The sequence below is a fragment of the Burkholderia sp. E168m23 genome, assembly GCF_016586125.1.
In the GTDB taxonomy this organism is placed as follows: Bacteria; Pseudomonadota; Gammaproteobacteria; order Burkholderiales; family Burkholderiaceae; genus Burkholderia; species Burkholderia orbicola.
Window position 1 is genome coordinate 1 of sequence record NZ_BCPP01000106.1, and the last position, 11683, is coordinate 11683.

Here is an 11683-nt window from a genome sequence, read left to right on the forward strand (position 1 = left end):
GCGTCGGCCGGCAGCGATTCGACGTAGCGCAGCTCGTTGTCGGTGTCGTTGTAGCGCAGCACGGCCGGCGGTGCGCCGTCGACGACGACGTACGGACGCGGAATCACGTCGCTGTAGCGCAGCAGCCAGTATTCGGCGACGAACGGCAGCTCGATGCGCTCGCCGGGCGCGAGCCGCACCGAGCCCGGCTGCGGCGTCAGTTCATACAGGTCGCCGGTGAGCCGCCGCAGCGCGAAGCCGGGCCGGTCGATCCGCAGCAGGCGGCGGATGCTGTGCAGATAGAGCTTCCAGCCGCCGTCGGCGATCGCCTGGTGGCCGCGGTTCTGCAGGATCAGGCGGCCGGTCGCGCAGGCCGCGCCGTCGGCGCCGAGATCGGCGCACGGCACGCCGGCCGCGGCCGCGTGGTTGTTGTCGACGGCGACGCGCAACGCGAGGCCGTTCGACAGCTGCGTCGCGAGGCTGGCTGCTTGTGCGGTGGCCGCCGGCGCGGCGCCGGCGTTCGCGTTGGCGGCGCCCGACGCCGGTACCGCGGCGATCGCGGCAGGCGGCAACACCGCGATCAACAGGCCGGCAATGAGGGATGGCAAGGTACGCTTCATTCGAACTCCTGAGAAAAAGGGGGCGTAGCGACGCCGTGACGCGACGTCGCTGCGATCGGGTCTTTCAGTGGAGCCTGCGGGAGATACCGGCACGCGAGGCGATGCGGCTGCACCACGTGCATTCGGCACGCGGGAGCGTGCGTTACGGAACGGGCGGCGGGCATGCGTGCCGATCGGATCGGCGCGGCGGCGTGCGCGGATTCATCGGCGGCCCATGGCGTTCGCCGCGGCGACGAGGCGGCCACGGCCGGCGGCGCTCGGTTGGCCGCGCACGAGCGCGACGACGGCGCGCGCCGTGGCGCACGGACGTCGAGATGACGCGCAGGCGCACGCCACACACGGGATTCGCATGTCTCCCCCACCCAGAAGGATTCGGCCTGTCAGCGGCCGTGTCCAACGATCTTATGAAACCTTTTATTGGTATTCAAGTGGTATCAATCTGGCGCTAAATTGGCATCGCCGGGCGACGCCTGCCAGCGCGGACAGGACGAAAAAAAACCTCGCACGAAGCGAGGTTCTTTTCCCTTCCGGGCGGCGCCGGTGCGTCAGTCGCGCCGCGCACGCACGGGCGCTTCCTGCGTCTTCTGCCGCGCTTCGAGCCACATCGCGTTGACGATGCCGAACGACAGCGCGACGCCGATACCGAGAATCCAGCTGAAATACCACATGATCCGACTCCTTGCGAAACGGTGGGCGAGGGCGCCCGCGCACCCCGGCCCGGTTCAATGCGTCAATACATCGAGTGCGTGTTCTCTTCGAGCGTCTGGTGCGTGACCTTGCCGCGCATCACGCGATACACCCAGCTCGTGTAGAGCAGCACGATCGGCAGGAACACGATCACCGCGAACAGCATCACCTGCAGCGTCATGTGGCTCGACGTCGAATCCCACACGGTCAGGCTGCTGCGCGGGTCCAGCGACGACGGCATGATGAACGGGAACATCGAGAAGCCCGCGGTCAGGATCACGCCGGTGATCATCAGGCCCGTGCAGAAGAACGCCGTCTTCTCCTGCTTCGAGCCGGCGAGCAGCAGCGCCAGCACGCCGCCCGCGATCCCGACGACGGGCGCCGCGATCATCCACGGATAGTCGCCGTAGTTCGCGAGCCACAGGCCCGAACCGGCGGCGACGTCCTTGAGCAGCGGGTTCGCGACGGTGTCGGTCGGCGCCGCATGGGTGATGTGGAAGCCGCCGATATAGGAGGCTACCAGCACACCGGCCAGCACGAACAGCACGACCGCGAGGAACGACGCGACGCGCAGCGCGATCGACGCACGGCGCGCGATCACGCCGTCGGTCTTCATCTTGATGAACGCGGCGCCGTGCGCGACGAGCATCGTGAGGCTGACGAGCCCGCACAGCAGCGCGAACGGGTTCAAGAGCGCCCAGAAGCCGCCGTAGTAGGTCACGCGCAGGTCGCTGTCGAACTTGAACGGCACGCCCTGCAGCAGGTTGCCGAACGCGACGCCGAACACCAGCGCCGGCACGAAGCCGCCGGCGAACAGGCCCCAGTCCCAGCCCGCGCGCCAGCGCGGGTCCGGCCGCTTGCTGCGGTAGTCGAAGCCCACCGGCCGGAAGAACAGCGCGAACAGCACGAGCAGCATCGCGAAGTAGAAGCCGGAGAACGACGCCGCATAGACGAGCGGCCAGGCCGCGAACATCGCGCCGCCGGCCGTGATCAGCCACACCTGGTTGCCTTCCCAGGTCGCGCCGACCGTGTTGACGATGATGCGGCGCTCCTCGTCGGTCTTGCCGAGGAACGGCAGCAGCGCGGTCGCGCCCATGTCGAAGCCGTCGGTGACGGCGAAGCCGATCAGCAGCACGCCGACGAGCAGCCACCAGATCAGCTTGAGAGTTGCATAGTCCATAGCGATTCCTTGTTCGGTTGCGAGGGCGTGCTCAGACCGCGGCCCGCTCGCCGGCAGCGGCGAGCTCGTGGTGATAGCGGCCGGTATGCAGCGACGACGGGCCGAGGCGTGCGTACTTGAACATCAGCTTGATCTCGATGACGAACAGCGCGGTGTAGAACAGGATGAAGCCGGCGAGGCTCAGGTACAGGTCGCTCGGCTGCAGGCTCGACGCGGACAGGTGCGTCGGCAGCACGCCGGCGATTGTCCACGGCTGGCGGCCGAGCTCGGCGACGATCCAGCCGAATTCGATCGCGATCCACGGCAGCGGGATCGCCCACACCGCGTAGCGCAGGAACCAGCGGCGGTTGTCCTGCAGCAGTTGCCGCCGAGCGCAGAACCAGAACGCGGCAACGAACGTCGCGACGAACAGGAAGCCGAGGAACACCATGATCCGGAACGAGAAGAACACCGGCGCGACGGGCGGGATCGTCTTCTTCGCGGCGGCCTTGATCTGCTCGGGCGTCGCGTCGGTCACGTTCGGCGTGAACTGCTTGAGCATCAGCCCGTAGCCGAGATACTGCTTGTGCTGGTCGAACAGCGCGCGGGTCGCGTCGCTCGTGTCGCCCTGCTTGAGCTTCTGCAGCGCGCCGTACGCGATCATCCCGCTCTGGATGTGCTCCTCGCTGTGCTTCGCGAGATCGCGCAGGCCGATCACCGGTTCGTCGATCGAGCGCGTCGCGATCAGGCCGAGCGCGTACGGGATCTTGATCGCGTAGTCGGTGCGCTGTTCCTCCTGGTTCGGGATGCCGATCAGCGTGAACGACGCGGGCGCCGGCTGGGTTTCCCATTCGGATTCGATCGCGGCGAGCTTCATCTTCTGCACTTCGCCGGTCGTATAGCCCGATTCGTCGCCGAGCACGATCACGCAGAGCGTCGCCGCGAGGCCGAAGCCGGCCGCGACCGCGAACGAGCGCAGCGCGAAATCGACGTCGCGCTTCTTCAGCAGGTACCACGACGACACGCCGAGCACGAACATCGCCGCCGACACGTAGCCGGCCGACACCGTGTGCACGAACTTCACCTGCGCGACCGGGTTGAACAGCACGTCGAACAGGCTCGTCATCTCCATGCGCATCGTCTGGTAGTTGAACTCGGCGCCGACCGGGTTGTTCATCCAGCCGTTCGCGACGAGGATCCACAGCGCCGACAGGTTCGAGCCCAGCGCGACGAGGAACGTGACGATCAGGTGCTTGACCTTCGACAGGCGGTTCCAGCCGAAGAAGAACAGGCCGACGAACGTCGATTCGAGGAAGAACGCCATCAGGCCTTCGACCGCGAGCGGCACGCCGAAGATGTCGCCGACGTAGTGCGAGTAGTACGACCAGTTCGTGCCGAACTGGAATTCGAGCGTGATGCCGGTCGTCACGCCCATCGCGAAGTTGATCCCGAACAGCTTGCCCCAGAACTGGGTCATGTCCTTGTAGACCTGTTTGCCGGTCATCACGTAGACGGCTTCCATGATGACGAGCAGCCAGGACAGGCCGAGCGTCAGCGGCACGAACAGGAAGTGGTAGAGCGCCGTGATGCCGAACTGTAGGCGTGACAGATCGACGACTTCACTACTTATCATGGTGGTCTCCCTCGGTAGAGGCGGGCGCCGGCACCGAGAGCAGCTTCTCGGCGACGGCGGCAGGCGGCAACGACATGTGCTCGGCCTGCGGATGATTGAAGAATGCGTATTTGAGCGACATCAGGAGGATCAGCTTGACGATCAGCACCAGGGTGATGTCGCGGGCGAGGGTCGGTCCGCGTGCCCACGCGGCGATGCGCGCACGCCAGCCGATCGTGCCGGCCGGCCGCGAGGGCGGCGCAGGCTCTTTATTGATCGAGATCAAGGCGATTATCCTGAATCGATTTACGTCGGATTGGGGGCGACTTTACGTCGGATTTATGACGGCCGTGAAGCTGTTTTAATCCTTGTGCGCCTGACATGCCAATTTTAAAAGGACTGCTTTCCGATGCCGAGTGCTGCGCTGCGGCAGACCGTCGCGAAACGCGGGGTAAAAATTGAGGTGGATCAAGGTTATGCGGAAGGGCACCGCAAATGGCGTAATACCCGATGAATCAGGTCAATTAATCGGCGAAGAAACGGAGCGTGAAACGCGTTGAAAAGCGGGGGAAAAGCAGCGGAAAAACGGACGAAAAAAAACCGCTGCCGGGGCAGGCAGCGGTTTTCGATGAAGCGCTCTAAATCGCTGGGATTTACGAGTATTCGGCGAGGGCCGTGCGCATCTTCTTCATCGCGCTCGCTTCGATCTGGCGGATGCGTTCCGCCGACACACCGAACTCGGCGGCGAGATCGTGCAGCGTCGAGCCGCCCGAGCCGTCGTCGTCGACGTGCAGCCAGCGCGCCTCGATGATGCGGCGGCTGCGCGCGTCGAGCGCGTCGAGCGCCTGCGCGATGCCGTCCGTCTGCAGCATGTCGCGCTGACGTGCGGCCAGCACGGCGGTCGGCTCGTTGTGCGAGTCGGCCAGGTAGGCGATCGGCGCGTACGACTCCTCGCCGTCTTCCACCTGGCCTTCGAGCGCGATGTCGCCGCCCGACAGGCGCGTTTCCATCTCGGTGACTTCCTCGCGCTTGACGTTGAGCTCCTGCGCGAGGCCGTCGATTTCCTCGGGCGTCATCGCCTGCATGCTCTTCTTGTGGCTGCGCAGGTTGAAGAACAGCTTGCGCTGCGCCTTCGTGGTCGCGACCTTCACCATGCGCCAGTTGCGCAGGATGTACTCGTGGATCTCGGCCTTGATCCAGTGAATCGCATACGACACCAGGCGCACGTTTTGCGCCGGGTCGAACCGCTTCACGGCTTTCATCAGGCCGATGTTGCCTTCCTGGATCAGGTCGCCGTGCGGCAGGCCGTAGCCGAGATAGTTGCGCGCGATCGACACGACGAGACGCAGGTGCGACAGCACGAGGCGGCGCGCCGCGTCGAGGTTGTTGTCCTCGCGGAATTCGGTTGCGTAGCGGCGTTCCTCTTCGGCGGTCAGCAGCGGAATGCGATTGACGGCCTGGATGTACGCGTCGATGTTGCCGAGCTGGCCGGGCAACATCGATTGGGCTGCGAGCGCCAGCGAGCCTGCCGATTCGGCCTTGGCCGGCGTCGGGCTCAGCGTGTTCGGGAGGGTCAGGGCGTGGCTCACTAAAAAACTCCTTTGGAATCAGGGACAAACCCCGGTCTCGAATGAGATTCCGTGGGTCATCTTAGCACTCCCGCAATACGAGTGCTAATTCCTTAGAGCGGGCGGGGGCATCGGAGTTCCCGGTTTTTCTATCGAATCGGTTGAGTCGATAGTCTATTCTGCGACAGGGGCGGCGCCGTGAAGTTCCGTAAGCCGTTGTTTCTGATGGGAATCAGTAGACGATTTCGATTTTTGTCGTTTTGGAAGCAAACAATTTCGCTTCGTGATGCCGATCCGAAAAGTCCTTTACCATACCATTCAGTTCGCTCGGGCCCGGCCGTTGCGGCAGGCTCCATTCAACCCACAAAGTTGGAGTGTCAGATGAACAATAAGAAGAATCGCCGGCCCGGCAGCCGGCTGGTGCTGCATGCGATGCTGGCAGCGTCTCTTCTGGGCGGATCCGGTGCGGCTTTCGCGGATCGATGGGGGATCCAGGCGGGCGGCGGGTTTTCGGATCGTCGCGGGATCGACAAGGCCGATATCGGCGTCGTATGGGACCCGGGCTGGAACTGGTGGGAAATCGGCGGCTGGCACTTCGCGTTCGTCGTCGAAGGGCACGCCGGCTACTGGCACACGGGCGGCAACGTCCACGGCAACATCGGCGAGTTCGGCGTCACGCCGATGTTCCGTTTCATCAAGAGCAGCGGGCAGATTCGCCCGTTCATCGAGGCGGGCGGCGGCGTCCGGCTTCTGACGCACCCGACGATCTCGGACAATTTCTCGCTGTCGACCGCGTTCCAGTTCGCGCCGACGGGCGGCGTGGGCGTGCAGTTCGGCCAACGGCAACAGTATCAGGTCGGCTACCGTTTCGAACATGTGTCTAACGCGGGTATCAAAGAGCCGAATCCTGGTATAAATTTCCACCAGTTCTACCTGCAGTACAACTTCTGATCCGTACGCCCGTGCAAGGCGGGCGCGTTGCCGAGGAGTCAGGCGATGGCGAAGGTGGTCGATGCGATCCGCGCGCTCGAGCGCGACCGGTTCCGGGCGATGGTGGACGGCGACGGGGAGGCGCTCGCCGCGCTGCTGTCGGACAAGGTGTTTTTCGTCCATACCAACGGCAAGCGCGAAACCAAGCAGCAGTTCATCGACGCCATCGTCGCCGGCCGCCGCCGCTATCGCCAGATCGAAATCCAGTCGCAGGACGTGCTGCCGGTCGGCGACGAGACCTGCGTCGTCACCGGCCGCGCGTTGATCGAGATGGAAACGAACAACGGCGGCCTCGTCTTCCCGATTGCCTATACGTCCGTCCACACGCACGACCAGGGCCGCTGGTGCCTGTTCGCGTGGCAGGCGACGCGGTGCGCGACCGAGACGTGAGCGCGGGTGACGCGCCTTTTCATGTCCCGACCGAAGCGGCCTTCTGAGCCGCTTTTTGCTGCCTCGTGCGGCGCGGATCGCGCGGCGCACGGGCGGTCACGCACCGCTCGCTGACCTTTCAACCCTGCATCGAAGCCCGGTGCTCAGGCCGCCGCGCGTCGATCGGCGCAGTGCCATGCCGAGCGGTTGATCGCGCTGACGACCGCATCGAGTGCCGCGCTCGCCGCATCGGCGTGCACGCCGACCCCGTGCCGCAGCGGCGCGTCGCCGACCCGGCAGCCGACCGATACCGCGATCCGGCCGTCCGCGGTGCGCGTGTGTTCGCACGACGCGACGTCGATCGCGGCGCCGGCGGCCGTCGCAAATGCCGCGGCGAAACGTCGCACGGCGTCGTCGGGCGTCGCGTCGGCGGCGGGCGCCACCGCGATCTCGCGGTTTTGCCAGCGCGCGCCGCTGCCATGGCGTGCGGCCGGGCCGTCGGTCTCGAAGAATTCGCGGGAGAACAGCGCGCAGATCGCGTCGCCCGTCACTTCCTCGCCCGACGCGTCGGCGAGCGTCTGCACCGCATGACTGAACTCGATCTGGACGCGGCGCGTCGGCGTGAAGCCCATCCCGCGCTCGAGCAGGAACGTCGCGCCGCCCTTGCCAGACTGGCTGTTCACGCGGATCACCGCGTCATAGCTGCGGCCGAGGTCGGCCGGGTCGATCGGCAGGTACGGCACCTCCCAGATCGCATCGGGGCGCTGCTGCGCGAAGCCCTTGCGGATCGCGTCCTGGTGCGAGCCCGAGAACGCGGTGAACACGAGGTCGCCCGCGTACGGGTGGCGCGGATGCACGGGAATCTGGTTGCAGCGCTCCACGACGCGGCGCACCGCGTCGATGTCGGAGAAATCGAGGCCCGGGTCGATGCCTTGCGTGTAGAGGTTCAACGCGAGCGTGACGAGATCGACGTTGCCGGTGCGCTCGCCGTTGCCGAACAGGCAGCCCTCGATGCGGTCGGCGCCCGCGAGCAGCGCGAGTTCGGCCGCCGCGACCGCGGTGCCGCGATCGTTGTGCGGATGCACGGACAGCACGATGCTGTCGCGATACGCGAGGTTGCGGTCCATCCATTCGATCTGGTCGGCGAACACGTTCGGGGTCGCGGCCTCGACGGTGGCCGGCAGGTTGACGATCATCTTGTGGTCGCGGGTCGGGCGCCACGTCTGCGCGACCGCGTCGCAGATCTCGCGCGCGAACGTCAGCTCGGTCATGCTGAAGGTTTCCGGCGAGTACTGGAAGGTCCAGCGGGTATCGGGGCGCGCGGCCGCGTGTGCCTTGATGATGCGCGTGCCGTCGATCGCGAGCGCCTTCACGTCGCTCTTCGACATCCCGAACACGATGCGGCGGAACGACGGGCAGACCGCGTTGTACAGGTGCACGATCGCGCGCGGCACGCCTTCGAGCGCATCGAACGTACGGGCGATCAGGTCTTCGCGAGACTGCACGAGCACCTCGATCGTCACGTCGTCGGGAATCCGCTTGTCGTCGATCAGCTTGCGCACGAAATCGAAGTCGGTTTGCGACGCCGACGGAAAACCGACTTCGATCTCCTTGAACCCGATGGCGACCAGCATTTCGAAGAACTCGAGCTTCTGCTCGATGCTCATCGGCTCGATCAGTGACTGGTTGCCGTCGCGCAGGTCGGTGCTCATCCACACGGGCGCACGCTCGATGGTGCGGGCCGGCCAGCGGCGGCCATTGAGGCGGACGGGCTCGAACGGACGGTATTTGTCTTGCGGATTGCGCATCATCTTCTGGACCTCGGGTCTCAAGTCGCGAGCGAAGACGGGCGGCATGGGCGACGGTTGGCGCTGCCTCGCACCCGGCGCGCGATGGCGCCGCGGATGCGGATGATCTTCGCGAATCGGCCGACGGATGGACGGACGAATGCTGACGACTTCGGGTTGTAAAAACTGCGAGAGGGGTACTGCGAGGAACTGCTGGGAGGACCGTGCGGACGGCACACGGCGCTACGACAGCCTTAGGCTAGTCGTAGCGATAGCGGCCGCGCTAGGCGGCCGGAGGTAATTCGGAGGGGGTTCGGAAAGGAACGCATGACGGTCACTCTATGCCAGGATGCGCCCGCGTGTCAAATGTCGGGATAAAGGGGCAGGTCGTCGTCGCGCCGTCAGCGCGCGATGCGGGCGATCTGCACGATCGTCGCGACCTGCCGCGCCACGGTGTCGGGCACCGGCACCTCGCCGCGCAGCACGGCGTCCGTCCACGCGGCCGTGGTCGCCGCATCGCGCGACTCGGGCAGCGCGACGGGCGGCGCGTCGGTCGACGAACGCTCTGCATCGATCAGCGTGTCGCACACGCCGTCGTGCAGCCAGTCGACCTGCACCTGGCGCCGCGTGTCGGCCACCGCTTCGCCTTCGGTGCCGCGCGCGAGCAGCGCGCCGCCGAGCGCGGCGTCCGGATGATCGCGGAACAACTGCGCGAGGCTGTCGCGGTACGGCGGATGCGTGTAGTTGACGAGCCGCAGCCCGGCCGGCGCGAACGGCTGCAGGATCTTCACGAGCGTATGCGTGGAGTTGCGCACGCCGAGCACGCCGCGCATCGACAGCAGGCGCGCGATGCGCGGCGCCAGCACGTCGATCGGTGCGAACGCGACGCGGCGTTCCGCGAGCGTATCCTCGATCGCATCGTGCGACGTCGACGGCGCGAGCGACAGCGCCGAGAAGATCTCGGCGCTCGTCACGCGGCCCGGGTCTTGCTCCACCCCGTGCACGAGCACCGGCACGCCTTCGCGCGCGAGCAGCAGCGCGAGCAGCGGCACGAGGTTCGGCTGCTTGCGCGCGCCGTTGTAGCTGGGGATCGAGACCGGGCGGAACGCGGCGTCCTGTACGTGCACGGGCTCGAACGACGCCTGCGCGGCGGCGAGCATCGCGGCCAGCTCGTCGGCGGATTCGCCCTTCAGCCGATAGGCGATCAGGATCGCGCCGAGTTCGACGTCCGACACGCGCGCATCGAGCATCGCGCGATAGAGCGCGAACGTGTCCTCGGCGGACAGGGCGCGCGCGCCGTTCGGGCCGCGGCCGATTTCCTTGATGAAGCGGGCGCAAGGGAACGGAGCGGCGGCGGGATCGTGGGAAGCGGTCATCGGAACGTGGGGCGGGCGGCCGGCATCGGGCCGCGCGGTGAGCGGTAAGGAATGCCCCGAGTATCGCACGGGCGCGGCCGTGCATCGCGCCGCGCTACACTCTGCTTCCCGGCGGCGCGCGCACCGCTGCGCCGCGCGCCCATGCCGCCGCCGGCCGAATACGACCAAAGAGAGACATCCCATGAAGCTCTACAGCTATTTCCGCAGTTCCGCGTCGTACCGCGTGCGGATCGCCTTGAACCTCAAGCAACTGCCGTTCGACTATGCGCCCGTGCACATGCTGCGCGACGGCGGCGAGCAACTGAAGGACGCGTACCGCGCGCTGAACCCGGATGCGGTCGTGCCCACGCTGATCGATGGCGATGCGACGCTGCAGCAGTCGCTCGCGATCATCGAATATCTCGACGAAACCCATCCCGAGCCCGCGCTGCTGCCGAAGCAGCCGGTCGATCGCGCGTATGTGCGGGCGGTCGCGCTGCAGATCGCATGCGAAATCCACCCGCTCAACAACCTGCGCGTGCTGAAGTACCTGAAGCACACGCTGAAGGTGCCGGAGGAAGCAAAGAACGCGTGGTACCGGCACTGGATCGAGGCGGGCTTCGACACGCTCGAGACGCGTCTCGCGAACGATCCGCGCACCGGCAAGCTGTGCTTCGGCGACACGCCGACGCTCGCCGACGTATGTCTCGTGCCGCAGGTGTTCAATGCGAACCGCTTCTCGATCGACACGACGCGTTTCCCGACGATCCAGCGGATCGTCGACCATGCGGCGACGATCGATGCGTTCAAGGCCGCCGAGCCGGGCGTGCAGCCGGACGCTGAATGAGCGCGGAATGCGCGCCGCGGCCCGTGGCGCGCAGGATCGGGCGCGCATGAAAAAGGGCGCCCGAAGGCGCCCCGTGCGATGCGAGCCGGCGGTGTTCAGCCGAGCAGCGCGTCCGCGAATTCCACCGCGCTGAACGGCTGCAGGTCCTCGACCTTCTCGCCGACGCCGATGAAGTAGACGGGCACCGGCCGTTGCCGCGCGATCGCCGCGAGAATCCCGCCCTTCGCGGTGCCGTCGAGCTTCGTCACGATCAGGCCGGTCAGGCCCAGCGCGTCGTCGAATGCCTTCACCTGCGTGAGCGCGTTCTGGCCGGTGTTCGCGTCGATCACCAGCAGCACTTCGTGCGGCGCGCCGTCGTGCGCCTTCGCGATCACGCGCTTCACCTTCTTCAGCTCTTCCATCAGGTGGAGTTGCGTCGGCAGGCGGCCGGCCGTATCGGCCATCATCACGTCGATCTTGCGCGCGCGCGCGGCGCTGACCGCGTCGAAGATCACTGCGGCTGGATCGCCGCTTTCCTGCTGCACGACCGTCACGTTGTTGCGCTCGCCCCAGACCGCCAGCTGTTCGCGCGCGGCCGCGCGGAACGTGTCGCCGGCGGCCAGCAGCACCGACTGGTCGAAGCTCTGCAGATGCTTCGCGAGCTTGCCGATGCTGGTCGTCTTGCCCGCGCCGTTCACGCCGGTGATCATCATCACGAGCGGCTGCGCGCG

The 11683-nt window shown here is 66.4% G+C and carries 12 protein-coding genes; 3 read left to right on the top strand and 9 right to left on the bottom strand.

Annotated elements, in window-relative coordinates; genetic code table 11:
- The 6 genes from JMF90_RS08380 to rpoH form a co-directional block, all read right to left on the bottom strand.
- On the bottom strand, nt 1–599 hold a 599-nt coding region (locus tag JMF90_RS08380), incomplete at its 3' end, for a carbohydate-binding domain-containing protein (RefSeq protein WP_201325038.1).
- A gap of 545 nt (nt 600–1144) precedes the next feature.
- Nucleotides 1145–1267, bottom strand: a complete 123-nt coding sequence (cydX, locus tag JMF90_RS08385) for a cytochrome bd-I oxidase subunit CydX (RefSeq protein WP_006477761.1) — start codon at nt 1265–1267, stop codon at nt 1145–1147.
- A 62-nt stretch (nt 1268–1329) separates the two neighbouring features.
- Nucleotides 1330–2466, bottom strand: a complete 1137-nt coding sequence (cydB, locus tag JMF90_RS08390; protein WP_006477762.1) for a cytochrome d ubiquinol oxidase subunit II — start codon at nt 2464–2466, stop codon at nt 1330–1332.
- 31 nt (nt 2467–2497) lie between these two features.
- On the bottom strand, nt 2498–4078 hold the full coding sequence (locus JMF90_RS08395) for a cytochrome ubiquinol oxidase subunit I (protein WP_006477763.1): 1581 nt from the start codon (nt 4076–4078) through the stop codon (nt 2498–2500).
- A complete protein-coding gene (gene cydP / locus JMF90_RS08400) occupies nt 4068–4349 on the bottom strand; it encodes a cytochrome oxidase putative small subunit CydP (protein WP_027806881.1) in 282 nt (93 codons plus the stop codon). The genes JMF90_RS08395 and cydP overlap by 11 nt, the downstream gene beginning before the upstream one ends.
- A gap of 361 nt (nt 4350–4710) precedes the next feature.
- A complete protein-coding gene (gene rpoH, locus JMF90_RS08405; RefSeq protein WP_125380967.1) occupies nt 4711–5646 on the bottom strand; it encodes an RNA polymerase sigma factor RpoH in 936 nt (311 codons plus the stop codon).
- A 360-nt stretch (nt 5647–6006) separates the two neighbouring features.
- On the opposite strand from rpoH, the gene pagL reads away from it, so the two are divergent.
- Nucleotides 6007–6576, top strand: a complete 570-nt coding sequence (pagL, locus tag JMF90_RS08410; RefSeq protein WP_011546256.1) for a lipid A 3-O-deacylase PagL — start codon at nt 6007–6009, stop codon at nt 6574–6576.
- A 45-nt stretch (nt 6577–6621) separates the two neighbouring features.
- Nucleotides 6622–7005, top strand: coding sequence for a nuclear transport factor 2 family protein (locus JMF90_RS08415; protein ID WP_006477767.1), 384 nt, complete (start codon nt 6622–6624; stop codon nt 7003–7005).
- A 143-nt stretch (nt 7006–7148) separates the two neighbouring features.
- Here JMF90_RS08415 and leuA read toward each other — a convergent pair whose 3' ends face one another.
- On the bottom strand, nt 7149–8795 hold the full coding sequence (gene leuA, locus JMF90_RS08420) for a 2-isopropylmalate synthase (protein ID WP_125380968.1): 1647 nt from the start codon (nt 8793–8795) through the stop codon (nt 7149–7151).
- Between the two features lie 377 nt (nt 8796–9172).
- On the bottom strand, nt 9173–10147 hold the full coding sequence (gene ybiB / locus JMF90_RS08425; RefSeq protein ID WP_011546254.1) for a DNA-binding protein YbiB: 975 nt from the start codon (nt 10145–10147) through the stop codon (nt 9173–9175).
- A gap of 181 nt (nt 10148–10328) precedes the next feature.
- Here ybiB and maiA point away from each other — a divergent pair, with 181 nt between their 5' ends.
- Complete coding sequence (gene maiA / locus JMF90_RS08430) at nt 10329–10973, top strand: maleylacetoacetate isomerase (RefSeq protein WP_054928057.1); 645 nt, start codon at nt 10329–10331, stop codon at nt 10971–10973.
- A 95-nt stretch (nt 10974–11068) separates the two neighbouring features.
- On the opposite strand, the gene ftsY is transcribed toward maiA, so the two are convergent.
- Nucleotides 11069–11683 (bottom strand): signal recognition particle-docking protein FtsY (gene ftsY / locus JMF90_RS08435; protein ID WP_201325039.1); only part of this gene is annotated, 615 nt, incomplete at its 5' end.